The organism is Robiginitalea sp. SC105 (genome assembly GCF_014243345.1).
In the GTDB taxonomy this organism is placed as follows: Bacteria; Bacteroidota; Bacteroidia; order Flavobacteriales; family Flavobacteriaceae; genus Robiginitalea.
In genome coordinates this window covers 1,141,204-1,159,091 of record NZ_JACLZF010000001.1, presented here as the reverse complement: position 1 = coordinate 1,159,091, position 17,888 = coordinate 1,141,204, and the positions used below count along the sequence as shown (strand labels likewise).

Sequence of the window (17,888 nt, the reverse complement as noted above, 5' to 3'; positions counted from 1 at the left end):
TCTCCATGGTTCGATTCGCTTACGGGCTGGTTTTATCCTGCCTGGTTTTACTGGTTGCCGGCTGCCTTCCGGATCCACGGGAAAAATCCCGGGGTAACCCCGGGGATTCCCTTCCCCTCATGCCCGATACGGCAGGCCTCCGCCAAAACCAACCCGGGAAGGATACCCTCTGGCAACCCGGCAACCCCAGGGATACCCTCCTGCCGGATTACGCATTTTTCCGGCACAAATAAGCATCACCTGCCGGCACGCGATTTTTTCAGTAGCTTTACTGCAACTGACTAAACTGCATGCCCGCAATGGATTCAAGAATTTTAAAGATTTCCCTGATCGCCGCCCTGGCTGGTTTCCTATTTGGTTTTGACACCGTCGTGATTAGCGGGGCGGAAAAAAAACTCCAGTTGCTTTGGGAAACCTCGGATGCCTTCCACGGTACGGTGGTCATTGGCATGGCCCTGTTCGGCACGGTGATCGGCGCCATGTTCGGCGGCTTCCCCACCAACCGATTCGGGCGAAAGCGCACCCTGATCTGGATCGGGGTGCTCTATTCGGTTTCCGCCATCGGTTCCGCCCTTGCCAATGACCCTGTGGCTTTTGGCATCTTCCGCTTCCTCGGGGGCATCGGCATAGGCGCCTCCACTGTGGCCGCACCCACCTATATCTCTGAAATCGCCCCGGCAGCAAGCAGGGGCCGTCTGGTTGGCATGTACCAGTTCAATATCGTTTTCGGCATCCTGGTGGCCTATTTCTCGAATTACCTCCTCAATGGGATCGGCGATAACGACTGGCGCTGGATGGTGGGGGTAGAGGCCTTCCCGGCCCTCATCTATACCGCCTTTGCGTTTGGCATCCCCAAAAGCCCGCGTTGGCTGGTCACCCAGCAAAGGGAGGCGGAAGCCGAAACCATCCTGCAGAAACTGGGTCTGGAGCTCACCGTGGCCGACATTGTCAGGGACCTGAAGGAAAACCTCCGTGCCGGTGCCGAAACCATCTTTATGAAAAAATACCGGTTCCCGGTGATCCTGGCTTTCCTGATTGCTTTCTTCAACCAGTTTTCGGGAATCAACGCCTTCCTCTATTATGCGCCCCGCATCTTTGAACTGGCCGGGCTGGAAGAGAGCACCGCCCTGCTGAGCAGCATCGGGATCGGGGTGACCAACCTGGTCTTTACCATGCTGGGCATCTACCTGATCGACCGGCTTGGCAGGCGCACTCTTATGTATTTTGGCTCGGTGGGCTATATCGTGTCCCTGGCGCTGGTGGCGGCCGCCTTTATCTTCAACTGGACGGGGCTGGTCGTGCCCATTTTCCTCTTCCTTTTTATAGCGTCCCATGCGATCGGGCAGGGCGCGGTCATCTGGGTATTTATTTCGGAGGTTTTCCCCAACCACCTCCGCGGTTCCGGGCAGGCATTCGGGTGTTCGGTCCATTGGGTACTCGCCTGGCTGATCCCCTCCTCCGTGCCCTTTTTAATGTCCTGGATCGGGCCCGGGCCCGTCTTTGGTTTCTTTGCCTTTATGATGGTGCTTCAGCTACTGTTCGTCCATTTTATGATGCCCGAGACCAAAGGAATCTCCCTGGAGGAACTCAGCAAACGCCTCTTGCGGCACTAGATAACCAACCCGCCAAAGGCTTTGCGGCGGCAGGCAGGCATCTGCCCGGTTGGCTTTACGGGGAACTGGAAGACCGGTCTGAAGGCAGGCGGAGGATCCCTCACTTCTTCCGGAAATTGCGGATGTTGGTCGATTTCCGACCGGAATTTCCCCTTTATTGCCCTGTAATTTAGTATCTTGTTGGAAACACTGTATGATTATGGAAGAACACTTATCCGTGGGAACGCGCTTTCTGAACGGTTTTCTGATCGTGATGGTCGCCCTCCTTGTGCTGGTACTTGCGGCGGTAATCATTTCGCTGATCCTGGCCGCATTTGGCGTCTTATAACATAGGTCCTGCTCATAAATCAACCGCGAATCGGCAGATCAACAGCCGGTTCCTGCCATCCCCGCCCGTATCCGGCCGGGGATTTTTTTTTACAGCAACTCGTTTCCCGGGAAACGTTTAAGGCTAATTATTGATGCGGCAGCGACCACGGGTGTTGCATAAAAACACTATTTTCTGGGAAGAATCCTTAAAAACAACCTCCATGAAATCTATTCTCTGGCTCGTAGCCGTAATCTGTATTGTCGCCTGGCTCCTCGGGTTGCTGGGAGTTATCCCGGGAATCGGGACCAGTTACCTGATCCACATACTGCTCGTCATCGCAGTGATCGTAATCCTCTACAATATCATTTCGGGGCGGAAGCCGCTCTGAACGGCCAGATGGTCCGGAATAAGAAAGCCCCTCCAGACGGAGGGGCTTTCTTTGTACAGGTGAGAGGACTCGAACCTCCAAGCCTTGCGGCACTAGTACCTGAAACTAGCGTGTCTACCAATTCCACCACACCTGCATTCCTGTGGTTGCCCCGGAGGAAAAACCGGGCCCGATTTTGGTCAAATCGGGTGGCAAATGTAATATTTTTTAAATAGGTGCACAAAGAAAAAAATCGTTTTGCTCCCGGGCATCGGATTTTTTATGCCGCTACCCACGGGCGCCTTTCACACTAAAAGATATAGACTATATTTATGGGAAAGACCTGCGGGCCGCTGCCGGATCGCAAAACCACCAAACAACCTACATGGACCCAAAAAAACTTAGAAGCCAGCAATGGTTTGGCCGGGACGATAAAATGGGCTTCGTCCACCGCAGCTGGATGCGCAACCAGGGGCACCCGGACCATATGTTCCGGGGGAAGCCCGTAATTGGGATTTGCAACACCTGGTCGGACCTGTCGCCCTGCAACGCACACCTGAGGGATTTTGCCGAGATCGTAAAGAGGGGGGTGTACGAAGCCGGGGGGTTCCCGCTGGAATTCCCGGTGATGTCCTTCGGGGAAACACTCATGAAGCCCACCAGCATGCTCTGGCGGAACCTGGTCAGCATGGATGCCGAGGAGACCATTCGCGCCAACCCCCTGGACGGAATCGTCCTGCTGACGGGGTGCGACAAGACTACCCCTTCCACCCTGATGGGTGCTGCCAGCGTGGACCTGCCCACCATAGTGGTCCCGGGCGGGCCCATGCTCAACGGAAAATTCCGGGGCAAGGATATCGGATCGGGGACGGCTACCTGGCAACTGGATGAAGCCCGCAAAGCGGGTACGCTGACCCGGGAGGAATTCGCCGAAGCGGAAGCCTGCATGTCGCGTTCCGCAGGCCACTGCATGACCATGGGTACGGCCTCCACCATGGCGACCATGGTGGAGGCCCTCGGGCTTACCCTACCCGGTGCCTCTGCCATCCCGGCCGTGGATTCCCGAAAGAAGGTAATGGCCCACCTCTCCGGCAACCGGATCGTCCAAATGGTGGAGGAAGACCTGAAGCTGTCCAAAATCCTTACCCGGAAAGCCTTCGAAAATGCCATCAAGGTCAATTCGGCCGTGGGGGGGTCCACCAACCTCATCCTGCACCTGACGGCCATCGCCGGGCGCGCAGGCGTAAAGCTCACCCTGGAGGATTTCGACCGCCTCGGGAGCAACCTGCCCCTGCTGCTCAATCTCATGCCTTCAGGCAAATACCTGATGGAGGACTATTTCTATGCCGGGGGGCTGCCGGTAATCCTGGAGGAACTGGCCGGGGAACTCCATACGGATTGCCTGACGGTAAATGGAAAGACCCTGGGGGAGAACAATACGGGCATCCCCTGTTATGACCGGGAAGTGATCGCCCGCATGGGGCAACCCGTGCAGGAGCAGGCCGGCATTGCGGTGCTCACCGGGAACCTCTGCGAACAGGGAGCGGTCATCAAGCCCGCGGCTGCCACGCGGGAATTGCTTACGCACAAAGGCAGGGCCGTGGTGTTCGAGGATATCGAAGACTACCACCGGCGGATTGACGACCCGCAACTCGATGTGGACAAAGACTGCGTACTGGTCCTGAAAAGCGTGGGCCCGGTGGGCTACCCGGGCATGCCGGAAGTGGGGAATTTCGCCCTGCCCGCCAAGCTCATCAAAGCCGGGGTAACCGACATGGTGCGGATTTCGGACGGCCGGATGAGCGGTACGGCCTACGGGACGGTGGTCCTGCATGTCGCCCCGGAATCGGCCATCGGCGGGAACCTGGCCCTGGTCCGGGACGGGGACCTGATCGAACTGGACGTGCCGGCCCGCTCCCTGACCCTTTGCGTCCCGGATGAGGAACTCAGTGAGCGCCGGAAACACTGGAAACCCCCGGCACCCCGGGCGGATCGCGGATATGCCAGCCTGTACATCCGGGAAGTGGAACAGGCGGACCAGGGCTGTGATTTCGGTTTCCTGAAAGGCGGCTCCGGCAGCGAGGTAACCCGTAACCTGCACTAACCCGGAATCCATGTACCTGGTATTGCTCATCCTGCTCAGTATTGCCTTCATCATTCTTGCCGGCACCCGGCTCCGGTGGCACCCCATCCTTTCCCTGCTGGTGGCCGCCCTGGGCTTCGGCGTGCTCAGCGGCATGCCCGTTGCAGACGTGATTGCCACCATCAACCAGGGATTCGGAAGCACTATTGGCAACATCGGGCTCCTCATCATTCTGGGGATCATTATCGGTACTTTCCTGGAAAAATCCGGGGGGGCAGCGGTGCTGGCGCGCCGCGTCCTGCAAATTATCGGGGCCAACCGGGTACATACCGCCCTGGGCCTGGTAGGCTATATCGTCTCCATCCCGGTGTACGCGGACAGCGGCTTTATCATCCTGCACCCCCTGGCCCGTGCCATGGCAAAGAAGGCAGGTGCTCCGGTTGCCGGTGCGTGTATTGCCCTGGGACTGGGGCTTACGGCCAGCCACACCATGGTTCCCCCCACCCCCGGGCCCATTGCAGCAGCCGGAATCATGGGGGCAGACCTCGGCCTGGTGGTCGGTTTCGGGCTACTCACCAGTGCCATTGCCCTGATGGCCTGCATCCTCTATGCCCGCTGGGTGGGGCCGCGGCTGGTCATCCGGCCGGAGCTGGCGACCGATCACGGGGTTTCTGCAGCGCCCCAGGATCCGCCCGGGGCTTTCAAAGCCCTCCTGCCCATCCTTATCCCCATTGTACTCATCCTGCTGAATTCGGTATCCCGCATGCCCTTCCATCCGTTCGGGGAGGGGGCCCTGAGCCGTGCGCTGGAGGTTGCCGGGACGCCGGTTGCCGCCCTCGGCATCGGCCTGCTCTTTGCCCTGACCCTGCCCGCCAAATTCGAAAAGCGCATGCTGGATACCACGGGTTGGGTGGGGGAGGCGCTGTCGGCCGCCGCCATCATCATCCTTATTACGGGGGCGGGCGGGGCCTTCGGGAAGGTATTGCAGCAAGCCGGGATCGGCGACCTTATCGGGACACAGGTTCAATCGGCCTCCCTCGGGCTGTGGCTCCCATTCCTGACGGCGGCGGCCATCAAATCCGCACAGGGCTCCTCCACGGTTGCCCTGATCACGACAGCTTCCATCATCGCCCCTCTGCAGGCCTCCCTCGGCTTTGATGCCCCGGCGACCCAGGCACTCGCCGTGGTGGCCATCGGTGCCGGATCGGCGGTGGTCTCCCACGCTAACGACAGCTTCTTCTGGGTGGTCACCCAACTGATTGGCCTGGACACCAAACAGGGCTACCTGGGCCACACGGCCGGTACCGCCATACTGGGGTTTACCGCCATGACCGTGCTGAGCCTGCTGAGCTTTTTCCTGAATTAAAAAAGAACAAACACGAAAAACCTGCTGGATATGAAACTCTTCAAAACTACTCAAGGCACCGTAATCGGTTACCGGGAGGCCTTTTACCGGACCGGGGCCGACTGGGATGAACTGGTCTGCGACGCACAACCCAGGCAACGCGCTTTGGACTGGATCGGCCGGTCCGGGGAAACCGCGGATCCCCTGGGCGACCTGGGGAAGTTGTTGCCACCGATAGGCAGGCAGGAGGTATGGGCCTCCGGGGTCACCTACCTGCGTAGCAGGAGCGCCCGCATGGAGGAATCCAGGGATGCCGGCGGGGGGACGTTTTACGACCGCGTTTACGAGGCAGAAAGGCCGGAGTTGTTTTTCAAGGCCGCCCCGTACCGCGTGGTGGGGCATGGGGGACAGGTGCGGATCCGCAAGGATTCCGCCTGGAATGTACCGGAGCCTGAACTGACCCTGCTCCTGAGCCCAAAGGGGACCATTACCGGGTATACGATTGGCAACGACATGAGTTCGCGCAGCATTGAGGGGGAAAACCCCCTCTACCTGCCCCAGGCCAAGAGCTATAACGGTTCCACGGCCCTGGGACCCTGTATCTACCTGCCGGAGGAACCCCTCCCGGCAGAAACGGAAATCCAAATTGCCATCTTCCGCCAGGGAAAGGAGGCCTTCGGAGGACAGGTGCCCATCTCACAGATTAAAAGGCAGTTTGACGAACTGGCATCCTGGCTGTACCGGGAACTTTCCTTCCCTTACGGATGCCTGCTGATGACCGGTACGGGCATCGTGCCCCCCAACGAATTCACCCTCCGGGCCGGGGATGAGATCCGGATCACCATCCCCCCTGTGGGCACGCTGGTCAATACGGTGGCTCCCGCCTAGGGCGATCCTTTTCAGACCTTAGGCCCCCACCTTGGGCGCCTGTTCAGAACTTCAGCTCCCAGCCTTTCAGACCTTCAGTTCCCACCCCTTCTCGTAGGTGCGGCCCCAGGACTTCATCGCCTCCTGGCTGTTGAGCACCTTCCCGCTGGCCGGGTCTACCGACAGGTCGTGGCCCGCATCCTGGGCCATGTTCCCCAGGTGGCAGAGCATGGTCGATTTGCTGGCATCCGCGATGGGGGCGGCAAGGGTATCCCCCTTGCGGATCGCATCGAAGAAATTGGCGACATGGGCGACGTCCAGGCTGCCGATGCCCTGGGTGTCGGTGGTCGCGCTTAGTTCAGGCTCGAATTCGAACTGCACCGGGTTGCCCCCCAGGTCGTAGCGCTTGTAAAAATTCCGGCTGAGTTCGATGGTCCCCTTATCGCCGTAGATCGTGATCCCTCGGCCGGGCCGCTCGGGCTTCATGATGCCCCGGCTGTGCCCCGTCCAGGTAATAAACTTCCCGCCGGCAAAGGAAAAAGTCGCCTCTTGGTTGTCCGGGAACTCCCAGTCGTCGTCGTAGGTGAATTTCCCCCCAAAGGAACTGACCCGCTCCGGAAGGTCCACCCCGAGCGCCCAGCGGCAGATATCGATTTCGTGGGTGCCGTTGTTGTGGATCTCCCCGGTTCCCCAGCGGCGGAACCAATGCCAGTTATACGGGTGGATGTTATCCCGGTAAGCCGTACGGGGCGCAGGCCCCTGCCAGAGCTCCCAGTCCAGGGTGCCGGGTACGGGCACCTCCTTTCCGGTCCCGATGGAACCCCGGTTGTTCGAATAGTAGGCTTCCCCCTTGTAGACGTTTCCGATGGCCCCGCTGCGGATGTCGGCAATAGCCTGGATGGAGGTTTTGGCAGACCGCTGCTGGTTGCCCATCTGCACCACCTTGCCGTATTTTTTCTGGGCCGCCACCAGCATCTCGTTCTCCGCCGGGTTATGGCTGCAGGGCTTTTCCACATAGACGTGTTTCCCGGCCTGCAGCGCCATGATGGCCATGGGCGCATGCCAGTGTTCCGGGGTGGCGATAAAAACGGCATCCACCTCCGGGTCGTCCAGGATTTTGCGGAAATCCTTTTCCACCTTCGGGACCGTGCCCAGCCTTTTTTCGCACCAGGCGTTGTGCTCCTCCAGGATGGTATCGTCCACATCGCAATTGTACTTCAGGATGGCATCCGGGTAGGCATTGATCGCAAGGACATGGGCCTTGCCCCGGCTGCGGATCCCGATACAGGCGCATACCACCTTTTCATTCGCCCCCAGGACGTCAGCCAGGGCGCTTTTAGGGAAGAGCGACCCGTGGAGGCCAATCGCCGCAGCAGATACGGAAGTTGTTCGGATAAAATCTCGTCTTGTTGCCATTTGCTAGTCGTTTAAGGTTTTGATTTTGATATTCCGGAAGCTTACCCGGTTGCCGTGGTCCTGCAACAGGAGTTGGCCTTTTTCGGCTTCCCCGAAGCCCGGCCACACCTTGTATTTGCTCTCGGCCACCAGTTGCCGGTAGGCATCGCTGCCCCGCTCGTACTCCAGGACCTTCACCCCGTTCAGCCAGTGCTCCACATGCCCGTCCTCGGAACGGATCCGCGCGGTATTCCACTGCCCGATGGGGTTGACGGGTTTCGATGGCGCTGCCTGCATCAGGTCGTAGAGGGATGCCAGGGTCCGGCTCCCATCGTGGTTGCCCAGTTTGGCGTCCGGGTGGCGGGCATCGTCCAGGATCTGGTACTCCAGGCCGATGGCCGAGCCTTCCCTCTTGTTCAATTCGGTATCCACGTAGTATTTGATCCCGCTGTTCGCGCCTTCGGTGATCCTGAAATCCACCTGAAGGTCAAAATCCCCGTACAGGTTTTCCGTGACGATATCCCCCCCGGCTTCGGACTCGCCCCCGCCGGAAGCGAGTACCGTGAGTACCCCGTCCTCGATGACCCAACCCTGCTCCGGGAAGGAGTCAAGTCGGGCACCCCGCCAGCCCTCGGTGGTCTTCCCGTCCCACAGCAGCTCCCATCCGGCATCTTTTTCGGCCTGGGTCAGATGGTTTTTGGTAACTACCGGTTCCAGTGGTATGGGCCGGGAGTATTTGGAAAGGCTGTCCGTCAGTATCCTGATGTCCTTCCAGATGATTTCCGTGCCCGCCTGGGCATCGTCCCCGATGCTGTGGACCTGCAGCGCGATAAACCCCTCATGGGTCTTGTCGTCGACCAGGTGGGCAGCGGGCACCCCGTTGATCCAGGTTTTCAGGGTATCCCCTATGGCCTCTATCCGGTAATGGTTCCAGTCGCCCTGTTTGAATGCCTGCTGGGCCGCCGGGTTACCGGTCAGGGGCACCAGCCAGCCGCGCCGTGCCTCGTCGTAAATGCCGGCGCTCCATGCGCGGTCGGACGGGTCAATTTCAATCTGGTAGCCGTGGACCCTGCCATCCATATAATAATCATGGCTGTTGCTGCGCACCTGTATGCCGGAATTCATGGTGGAGTCCACCTTATAGGCCAGTTCCAGGATGAAATCCCCGTACATCCGGTCGGTGGTCAGGAAGGAATTCGGGGTGTCGTGGACCGTGCTGCCCACGATGGCCCCTTCCCGCACGGTATAATTTGCCTGGCCCCCCAATTGGGTCCAGCCTGTCAGGTCCTGGCCGTTAAAGGGTTTTTCCCAGGGGGTGGGGTCCTCAGGTTCCCCGCTGCATGCTGCGAACAGGGCCAGCCCGGACAGTGCCAGGAAACGGGCCGGGAAGTTTGATATGGAAATTTTAAGCTTCATGGAATTAGTTTTACAGGGTTTGGTTTACAAATCAAATAGCGACGGCAGCCACAGGCTGAGTTCCGGGATGTAAGTTACCAGGAACAGGGCAAGGATCATCGCCACAAACAGCGGCAAAAGGGGACGGACCACCTTTTCGATGCTCGTGCGGGCAATCCCCACACCCACAAAAAGCACGGATCCCACCGGGGGGGTGCATAAACCGATGCACAGGTTCAGGATCATGATGATCCCAAAATGCACCGGGTCCAGGCCCAGTTTGGTTACCACCGGTAAAAAGATAGGGGTAAAAATCAAAACGGCCGGGGTCATGTCCATAAAGATACCGACCAGCAGCAGGATGAGGTTGATCAGGAGGAGGATCAGGATCTTGTTGTCGGTAATCCCGAGGAGGCCCTCGCTGATTTCCTGGGGGATGTGCTCATAGGACAGGGCCCAGGACATGCTCATGGACGCACCGATGAGCAGCATTACGATGGCCGTGGTGGCCGAGGCGTCCAGGGCGATTTTTGGCAGGTTATCCAGGGAGATTTCCCGGTAGATCACCCCGAGGACCAGGCTGTACAGCACGGCAATGGCAGATGCCTCGGTCGCCGTGAAAATCCCCGCCACAATGCCGCCGATCACCACCACCAGCAACAACAGGCTGGGTACGGCATCGACAAAGGTCCGGAGCACTTCCCTGAAATTGCTGCGCTCCCCGGTCTGGTAGCCTTTGCGGCGGGCCCATACGGAGGCCACCACCATCAGAAAAAGGCCGGTGAGGATCCCGGGGATGTACCCCGCAAGGAAAAGGGCGGCGATGGATGCACCGCCGCTGGCCAGGGAGTAGACAATCAGGATATTGCTCGGTGGGATGACCAGGCCCGTGGTCGCCGAGGTAATATTTACCGCTGCGCCGAACTCCCTGTCGTACCCCTGTTTTTCCATTTCGGGGCCAAGCATGGTCCCCATGGCGGAAGCAGAGGCCAGGGCCGAGCCCGCGATGGCACCCATCAGCATGGCCGAGATGATATTGATCAGTGCCAGCCCCCCGGGCATTGCGCCCACCAGGGTTTTCGCAAAGGCGATCAGCCTGCAGGCAATCCCGCCCCGGTTCATAAGCTCCCCGGAAAGCACAAAGAACGGGATGGCCAGCAGGGCAAAACTGTCCAGGCCTGCCGCGATGCGCTGGGAGACGGTTGTCAGGGCCGGGAGGGCCGGGATGCTGACCAGCAGGGTCAGGGTGGCCGAAACCACGATGCTCCAGGCCACCGGGGTGCCGATGGCCAGCAGGCAGACAAAGCTGAGGATCAGTACGAGGAGGGGGATATATTCCATGGGCTATCGGTCGAGTAAATCGTCGGTTTTATAAAAGATGATGATCAGGCCGCTCAGCGGGATCACCAGGTAGACGTAGGCCAGTGGCAGCTGCAGGGCCGGGGAATACTGCTCCAGGAGGTACGTGACGTAGACCAGGCGGCTGCCCCCGATTACCAGGCCAAAGAAACAGAAGAGCAGGATGACCCAGTTGACCGCCTGCCGCAACCGGAGTTGCAGGGCCGGGGCCGCACGGCGGGGCAGGATATCGATGGCCACGTGCATGTTCCTGCCCGAAACGTAGGCCGCGCCCAGCACCCCCAGCCAGATCATCAGGTAGCGCGCCAGTTCGTCGGTGAAGGAACTGGGGGCGCCGAGCACGTAACGGCTGAATACCTGCCAGAGGACGTTCAGGACCATGGCCGACATCAGCAGGACCAGGGCATGGGAAAGTACCGAATCGAGGCGGTGGCGGATGGCTTTCATTGCTGCAGTTCTTTTATCTCCCGGATCAGCCGGGCCAGGGTCGTATCGGCTTCGTAGAGCTGGTAGGCCTCCCGGGAGCTCTCGGCAAAGGGCTGCTTATCCGGACGGGAAATCTCCACCCCGGCCGCTGCGACCTTCTCCAGGGCGTCGGCTTCGGCCAGTGCCCATAATTCCCGCTGGTAGGCGATGGAGTTGGCCGCAGCTTCCCGGATCCACCCCTTTTCCTGTTCCGTGAGGGCATCCCAGAAGCGAGTGCCGGCAATCAGCACATCCGGAGAAAAGGTGTGTTCGTCCAGGGAGTAGTATTTGCAAACTTCGTAGTGCCGCGCCAGGTAGAAACTCGGCGGGTTGTTTTCGGCGGCATCCACCACCCCCTGCTGCAGGGCCGTGTAGAGTTCGCCCCAGGAGATGGGCGTAGGGGCGCCTCCCATGCTGCGGATCATATTGATGGCCGTCACGCTTTCCATGACCCGCACCTTCATCCCCTCCAGGTCGGCCGGGTCCCTGATGGGTTTTTCCATGGCGTAGAAACTCCGGAAGCCGGCATCGTAAAAGCCGAGGCCCTTAAGCCAGAATTCCAGCCCGTCGTCCAGGAGTTCCTGCCCGATGGGCCCGTCCAGAGCGGAAAAAGCTGCCTCCCGGTCGCGGAACAGGTAGGGCAGCCCCAGGATGCGGGTCTTGGGGGCAAAATTTTCGAGGGTTGCTGCCGAGACCTTGGTCATATCCAGTGTCCCGATCTGGAGGAGCTCCAGGACCTCCCGTTCGCTCCCGAGTTGCTGGTTCGGATAAATCTCCAGGCGGAGGCGGCCGCCGGAAATCCGGGCCATGTCGTCCCCCATCCGGACCATGGCGATATGCACGGAATGGGTAACGTCCAGGCCGTGTGCCAGGCGCACGGTACGCACGCTGCTTGCCTGCCGGCAGCTGCCAGCCAGAAAGAAAACCATGCACCCTATGGCGAGCATGCGGATCACGCCCCGGGGTTTCTGACAGAGCGGATGGTATCGAGTACCCCGGCCACGGTTTGTTCGAGCGTATTGAAGTCCTGCTGTTTCAGCACCTGGGAGGAGATCAGGCCGGAACCCATCCCCACACAGGTAACCCCGGCCGAAAACCAGGATGCCAGGTTGGCGGCATCGGTACTTACGCCGCCGGTGGGCATGATCCGGGTCCAGGGCTGCGGACCCCGGACGGCCTTCACAAATTCCGGCCCGTACACGGACCCCGGGAAGAGTTTGATAAGTTCACAGCCCAGTTCTTCTGCCTGGTTGATTTCGGTAAGCGTCCCGCATCCCGGGGACCAGAGTACCTTCCTGCGGTTGCAAATCCGGGCGATGTCCTCCCGGAAGGAGGGCGTGACTACAAAATCCGCCCCGAGCTGCATATAGAGGGAGGCCGCAGGGGCGTCCGTCACGGATCCCACGCCCATGGCAAGGCCGGGCAGTTCCGCCGCTGCAAATTTCCGGAGTTCCCCGAAAACCTCATGCGCAAAATCCCCCCTGGCGGTGAACTCCAGCAACCTCGCCCCGCCCCGGTAACAAGCCGCCAGCACTTTCTTCCCGAGGGCAGTATCCGGGTGGTAAAACAGCGGGACCAGCCCGGTGGTTTCCATCAGGTCAATCACTTCGATTCGCGAGAACTTCGCCATGTACTGAATTTTTTAATTTGTTTCTGCCGGGATTCCCCGGCGATTTTTATAGGTGCTCGTGGTTCCCGTACCTGCGTTTGGGTTTTCCGGGTAACCGCCGCCTGGGTTCACCGGACCACCCGGCCGGAGGCATCGCCCCCCATCAGTTTCTCCACTTCGGCTACGCTGACCAGGTTGGCATCCCCTACGATGGTGTGTTTCAGGCAGGAGGCTGCCACCGCGAAGTCCAGTGCCCGCTGGTCGTCCCCCTTGAATTTCAGCAGGCCGTAGATGAGACCGCCCATAAAAGAATCGCCCCCGCCCACCCGGTCCACGATATGCGTGATCTGGTACTGGGGGGAGGTATACAAGGTGGTCCCGTCATACAGGATCCCGGCCCAGGTGTTGTGGGAGGCTGACAAAGACCCCCTCAGGGTGGTGATCACCTTTTGGGCATTCGGGAATTTGGCCATCATCTGCTCACAGACACTCCTGAATGCGTCGGCGTGTACCGATTCCCCCTGGGTGGTGATGTCGAGGCCTTCGGGTCGGATGCCAAAGTGTTTTTCGGCATCTTCCTCATTCCCCAGGATGATGTCGCAATAGCCGGTGAGTTCCGTCATGATGCCTTCCGAAGGCACCCCGTACTTCCAGAGCTTGGCCCGGTAATTCAGGTCGGTGGAAACGGTGAGCCCCATCTTCCGGGCGGCCTTTACGGCTTCCAGGCAGGCATCTGCCGCACCCTGGGAAATGGCTGGGGTAATCCCCGTCCAGTGGAACCAGCCGGCGTCCCGGAAAACGGTTTCCCAATCGACCATGCCGGGCCGTATTTCGGCCATGGCGGAGTTTGCCCGGTCGTACACCACCTGGCTCCCCCGGCTGACGGCCCCGGTTTCCAGGAAGTAGATCCCAAGCCGTTCCCCGCCAAAAAGGATCCGGCCTGTGCCCACCCCGCGTTTGCGGAGTTCCATCAGGGCGCATTGCCCCAGGGGGTTGTCGGGAAGGCGGGTCACAAAATCCACGGGGACCCCGAAATTTGCCAGGGAAACGGCCACGTTGGACTCCCCGCCCCCGTAGACGACATCCAGGGAGTTCGCCTGGGAAAACCGCAGGAAGCCCGGTGGGGAAAGCCGCAGCATGATCTCGCCGAAGGTGATTACTTTTTTCATGGTAGGTCTGACAGTCTTTTCAGAATTCAAAATACGCCTTTGCATTGAAATAACAGATGTCCCGGACGGTTTTACCCAACAGGCCCGGGTCCTGCGGCAACAGGCCCTTTTCCATATCCCTCCCCAGCAGGTTGCACAGCAGGCGCCTGAAATATTCGTGCCTGGGGAAGGACAGCAGGCTCCTGGAGTCGGTCAGCATCCCCACAAAGCAACTCAGCAGCCCCATATTTGAGAGGGCGTCGAGCTGCCGCTCCATCCCGTGGAGCTGGTCGTTGTACCACCACCCGGACCCGAACTGTACCTTCCCCCGGACGCTGCCGTCGTTGAAATTCCCGGCCATGGTGGCAAACACCTCATTCCAGGACGGGTTGAGGGTATACAGGATGGTTTTGGCGAGCTGGTTGGTCCCGTCCAGTTGGTCCAGGAACCCCGCCAGGCCGCTGGCCTGCTGGAAGTCCCCGATGGAATCAAACCCCGTATCCGGGCCCAGGGCCCGGCGCATCCGCGAATTGGCGTTACGCAGCGCCCCCAGGTGGAATTGCTGTACCCAGCCCTTCCGGTGGTACCCCCGGCAAAGGTGTTTCAGGGTTTCAAACTGGAAGTAGCGGGTTTCTTCCGCCGTGGGGGTCCTGCCCTCACGGACTTTTTTAAAGAGCTGTCCGATATCGCAAAAAGGCGCCTCGAAGGAGGCGAGCTGTTTCAGGCCGTGGTCGGCCAGGCGGCACCCGGCTTCGTGGAAAAAATCCATGCGGGTATCTAGGGCCTGCAACAAATCCGCATAGGTAGCGATGGTGTGGCCGGTGACCTGTTCCAGCCGTTCCAGGTAGGTGCGGAAGGCGGATGGGTCCGCAATGCCATAAGCCGCATCGGGCCGGAAGGCCGGTAGCATGCGCGGGCCGGTTTTGAGGGACCGGGCCTGCAGATGGTATTCCAGGGAATCGGCCGGGTCATCGGTGGTGCAGACCAGTTCCACACGCATCCGGTTGAGCAATCCCCGGGCGCTGTGGGAAGGTTGTCCAAGCTGTTCGGAGGTTTGCCTGTAAACCGCGCCTGCATTTTTTTCAGACAAGAGGTCTTCCACGCCAAAATAGCGTGCAAGCTCCAGGTGGGTCCAGTGGTACAGGGGGTTTCGGATGGTCTGGGGGACTGCCCACGCCCATTTGGCAAACTTCTCAGCGTCCGGGGCATCCCCGGTTATAAATGCCTCCCCGATCCCGAGGGTCCGCATGGCCCGCCATTTATAATGGTCCCCGTCCAGCCAGGCACGGGTGATGTTTTCGAACTGGTGGTCTGTGGCTATCTGCTCAGGGGACAGGTGGTTGTGGTAATCGATGATCGGGAGGTCGGCTGCATAGTCAAAATATAACTTGCGCGCATGGGAGGTTTCCAGTAAGAAGTCTTCCCCTATAAAGGACATGGTCGATGGGTTAGGTGTATGACCCGTGATACGTGTTCGGGGCACACCCACTAAAATAGGAAAACTCCGGGAGGTTCTGCCCGGGAGTCCGTGGAAATCCTAAATGCCACATGCCCTTCATACCCGTTGGAAGGATTTTGCTACCTTAGAAAAGCCAATTGCATTACAAACCTATCGTGACTGTCCCATACCACCATCCTGTTTTTACGTTACTGCTAGGGGCTTGCCTCCTCTTCTGCACCGGCCCGTCTTGGGCCCAGAACGGTGATCCTTCCCCCGGCCCGGAACAAGGTGCGAGGTCCGATGTCCCGTTGCGCGTGGGGGTGGCCGGCCTTACCCACGGGCACGTGGGCTGGGTCTTTGGCAGTGCAGCCCGGGGGGACGTCGAGATTACGGGGATCGTGGAACCCGACCGGGAGGTCGCCCGTAAATATTGCGAACAATACAAATTCCCGCTCTCGCGGGTATACGACACCTTTGAGCAGCTTTTCGCGGCGGGCATCCCGGAAGCCGTTGCCGCTTTCGGTCCGATCCGGGACCACCGGGCCGTGGTGGCCGCCTGCGCCCCGCGCGGCATCCACGTAATGGTGGAAAAGCCGCTGGCCATGAGCCTGGAAGACGCCCGGGAGATGGCGGCGCTGGCACGGAAACACCGTATCCGGCTACTGACCAATTACGAGACCACCTGGTACCCGACCAACCACCGGGCTTATGAATTGCTCAAACGCGATACCACCCTTGGCTCGGTCCGCAAGATTGTGGTGCGGGATGGGCACCGTGGCCCGAAAAAAATTGGCGTCCCCCCGGAATTCCTGGGCTGGCTTACCGACCCGGGACAAAACGGCGCAGGTGCCCTGACCGACTTCGGGTGCTACGGAGCCAACCTCATCACCTGGCTGATGGAAGGGCAACGGCCCCGGAGCGTAACCGCCCTGACCGCCCAGCTGCAGCCTGAAAACAACCCCCGGGTGGATGATGAAGCCATCATCCTGCTGCGGTATCCCGAGGCTGTAGGGATTATCCAGGCTTCCTGGAACTGGCCCATCGGGCGGAAGGACCTGGTGGCCTATGGGCTTTACGGCGCCGTCTATGCAGACAACCGGCACGACCTGCGCCTTCGCATGGCCCGGGGCTATGACGGCTTTGATGAAACAACCGAGACCCTGCCCGAACGGCAGGCGCCCCTCAACGACCCCTTCCTGTACCTGAAAGCCGTGGTCCGGGGGGAGCTGGACCCGGGGCCCAACGACCTGTCCTCCCTGGAAAACAACCTGGTGGTCATGGAAATCCTGGATGCGGCCATGCGGAGTGCAGCAGCCGGAAAAACCATAGAACTGGACCCTGAACCGACAAACTAGGGGACCGAAGGCATCATCCTGCCGACAGGTCCCCGGAATTTTTACAGATAACCCTATGTATACCAAACGCATCTACCCCCTGCCCACCTTCCTCAATTGGACCCGGAAGTACATCATCTTCTTTATATTGCTCGCGGTCATCCCTGTGGTGCCCTACCACCTGCTGGACTGGAAATGGCTGCAACTTCCCTGGTTGCCGGTCGGGCTGGTGGGCACTGCCCTGGCCTTTATCATCGGGTTTAAAAACAATGCCTCCTACGGACGTCTGTGGGAAGGCCGTAAGATATGGGGCGGTATCGTCAACGCATCCCGTTCCTTCACCCTGATGGTCAACGACTTTATCACCAACCAGTTTGCCAGCGATGCGAAAAGCGATGCGGAATTGCACGCCATCCGCAAAACCATGGTCCTCAGGCACGTGGCCTGGATGACCTCCCTCCGGCATGCCCTGCGGGTCAAGAAATCCTGGGAAACTACCAACTACAACGAGATCGACAAAAAGTATTCGGAACGGATCAACATATGGGAGTACACCTATTCCCTGGAGGAGGAGCTGGATGGCTACCTCTCGGAGGAGGAGAAAAAATACGTCCTCGGGATGGGCAACAAACAGGCTGCCTGCCTGAAACTGCAATCGAAATGCCTGGGGGAACTCAGGGCGCAGGGGCTGATCGATGATTTCCGGCATATGGAAATGCAGGGCATGCTCACCGAACTCTTCACCCTGCAGGGCCAGGCAGAACGGATCAAGAACTTTCCCTACCCGAGGCAATTTGCCACCCTGAACCTCTATTTTGTCTGGTTGTTCATCCTGCTGCTGCCCCTGGCGCTGATGAGCGAATTCGACCAGATCGGCCAGGCGCTGCTGGAGGGGGGGAACCGGCACCCGGTGTACCGGTTTATCGCCTTGAACTTTGTCTGGTGCTCCGTCCCGATCAGCGTGGTGCTGTCCTGGATTTTCCTGTCCATGGAGCGGATCGGGGATGTGTCGGAGAACCCTTTCGAGGGCACGCCTAACGACGTCCCCATCACCACCATGTCCCGGGGGATCGAGATCGACATCCGGCAGATGGTCGGGGACGACCCGGCAGGCATCCCGCCCCCCGTCCCCGAAGAATGGGATTCGCAGATGTAAT

The 17,888-nt window shown here is 59.7% G+C and carries 17 protein-coding genes and 1 tRNA gene; 9 read left to right on the top strand and 9 right to left on the bottom strand.

The window, feature by feature from the left end; all coding sequences use genetic code 11:
* Positions 1-5 precede the first annotated feature (5 nt).
* The 4 genes from H7F20_RS05130 (at position 6) to H7F20_RS05120 (ending at position 2,311) form a co-directional block, all read left to right on the top strand.
* Positions 6-233, top strand: coding sequence for a hypothetical protein (locus tag H7F20_RS05130; protein ID WP_185785037.1), 228 nt, complete (start codon positions 6-8; stop codon positions 231-233).
* Between the two features lie 66 nt (positions 234-299).
* Positions 300-1,613 carry a sugar porter family MFS transporter gene (locus tag H7F20_RS05125; RefSeq protein ID WP_185785036.1) on the top strand — a complete coding sequence of 438 codons (1,314 nt, stop codon included), beginning with the start codon at positions 300-302 and terminating at the stop codon, positions 1,611-1,613.
* Positions 1,614-1,812: 199 nt separating this feature from the next.
* Positions 1,813-1,941 (top strand): hypothetical protein, encoded by a 129-nt coding sequence (locus H7F20_RS15930; protein ID WP_255443989.1) that lies wholly within the window; start codon positions 1,813-1,815, stop codon positions 1,939-1,941.
* A 202-nt stretch (positions 1,942-2,143) separates the two neighbouring features.
* On the top strand, positions 2,144-2,311 hold the full coding sequence (locus H7F20_RS05120) for a lmo0937 family membrane protein (RefSeq protein ID WP_185785035.1): 168 nt from the start codon (positions 2,144-2,146) through the stop codon (positions 2,309-2,311).
* A 54-nt stretch (positions 2,312-2,365) separates the two neighbouring features.
* Here the strand turns inward: H7F20_RS05120 and H7F20_RS05115 are convergent.
* Positions 2,366-2,447, bottom strand: a tRNA-Leu gene (locus H7F20_RS05115).
* Between the two features lie 228 nt (positions 2,448-2,675).
* Here H7F20_RS05115 and H7F20_RS05110 point away from each other — a divergent pair.
* The 3 genes from H7F20_RS05110 to H7F20_RS05100 are packed head-to-tail and all read left to right on the top strand — an operon-like array spanning position 2,676 to position 6,606.
* Positions 2,676-4,394, top strand: a complete 1,719-nt coding sequence (locus H7F20_RS05110) for an IlvD/Edd family dehydratase (RefSeq protein ID WP_185785034.1) — start codon at positions 2,676-2,678, stop codon at positions 4,392-4,394.
* A gap of 10 nt (positions 4,395-4,404) precedes the next feature.
* On the top strand, positions 4,405-5,739 hold the full coding sequence (locus H7F20_RS05105) for a GntP family permease (protein ID WP_185785033.1): 1,335 nt from the start codon (positions 4,405-4,407) through the stop codon (positions 5,737-5,739).
* 30 nt (positions 5,740-5,769) lie between these two features.
* Positions 5,770-6,606: a fumarylacetoacetate hydrolase family protein gene (locus tag H7F20_RS05100; protein ID WP_185785032.1), complete on the top strand. Its 837-nt coding sequence runs from the start codon at positions 5,770-5,772 to the stop codon at positions 6,604-6,606.
* A 66-nt stretch (positions 6,607-6,672) separates the two neighbouring features.
* Here the strand turns inward: H7F20_RS05100 and H7F20_RS05095 are convergent, their stop codons facing one another.
* The 8 genes from H7F20_RS05095 to uxaC form a co-directional block, all read right to left on the bottom strand.
* The gene (locus tag H7F20_RS05095) at positions 6,673-8,001 is read right to left on the bottom strand and encodes a Gfo/Idh/MocA family protein (protein ID WP_185785031.1); all 1,329 of its coding nucleotides are present in this window, start codon (positions 7,999-8,001) and stop codon (positions 6,673-6,675) included.
* 3 nt (positions 8,002-8,004) lie between these two features.
* A complete protein-coding gene (locus H7F20_RS05090) occupies positions 8,005-9,396 on the bottom strand; it encodes a DUF1080 domain-containing protein (protein ID WP_185785030.1) in 1,392 nt (463 codons plus the stop codon).
* A 24-nt stretch (positions 9,397-9,420) separates the two neighbouring features.
* On the bottom strand, positions 9,421-10,716 hold the full coding sequence (locus H7F20_RS05085) for a TRAP transporter large permease (RefSeq protein WP_185785029.1): 1,296 nt from the start codon (positions 10,714-10,716) through the stop codon (positions 9,421-9,423).
* A 3-nt stretch (positions 10,717-10,719) separates the two neighbouring features.
* Positions 10,720-11,181 (bottom strand): TRAP transporter small permease, encoded by a 462-nt coding sequence (locus H7F20_RS05080; RefSeq protein WP_185785028.1) that lies wholly within the window; start codon positions 11,179-11,181, stop codon positions 10,720-10,722.
* Positions 11,178-12,146 carry a TRAP transporter substrate-binding protein gene (locus H7F20_RS05075; protein ID WP_185785838.1) on the bottom strand — a complete coding sequence of 323 codons (969 nt, stop codon included), beginning with the start codon at positions 12,144-12,146 and terminating at the stop codon, positions 11,178-11,180. Before H7F20_RS05075 ends, H7F20_RS05080 begins: the two co-directional genes overlap by 4 nt.
* A gap of 5 nt (positions 12,147-12,151) precedes the next feature.
* Positions 12,152-12,829: a bifunctional 4-hydroxy-2-oxoglutarate aldolase/2-dehydro-3-deoxy-phosphogluconate aldolase gene (locus tag H7F20_RS05070; RefSeq protein ID WP_185785027.1), complete on the bottom strand. Its 678-nt coding sequence runs from the start codon at positions 12,827-12,829 to the stop codon at positions 12,152-12,154.
* A 107-nt stretch (positions 12,830-12,936) separates the two neighbouring features.
* On the bottom strand, positions 12,937-13,977 hold the full coding sequence (locus H7F20_RS05065; RefSeq protein WP_185785026.1) for a sugar kinase: 1,041 nt from the start codon (positions 13,975-13,977) through the stop codon (positions 12,937-12,939).
* Between the two features lie 19 nt (positions 13,978-13,996).
* The gene (gene uxaC / locus H7F20_RS05060) at positions 13,997-15,394 is read right to left on the bottom strand and encodes a glucuronate isomerase (RefSeq protein WP_185785025.1); all 1,398 of its coding nucleotides are present in this window, start codon (positions 15,392-15,394) and stop codon (positions 13,997-13,999) included.
* Between the two features lie 176 nt (positions 15,395-15,570).
* Between uxaC and H7F20_RS05055 the strand changes: the two genes are divergently transcribed.
* Positions 15,571-16,752 (top strand): Gfo/Idh/MocA family protein, encoded by a 1,182-nt coding sequence (locus tag H7F20_RS05055; protein ID WP_370588476.1) that lies wholly within the window; start codon positions 15,571-15,573, stop codon positions 16,750-16,752.
* Between the two features lie 55 nt (positions 16,753-16,807).
* The gene (locus H7F20_RS05050) at positions 16,808-17,887 is read left to right on the top strand and encodes a bestrophin family protein (protein WP_185785024.1); all 1,080 of its coding nucleotides are present in this window, start codon (positions 16,808-16,810) and stop codon (positions 17,885-17,887) included.
* Position 17,888 lies beyond the last annotated feature (1 nt).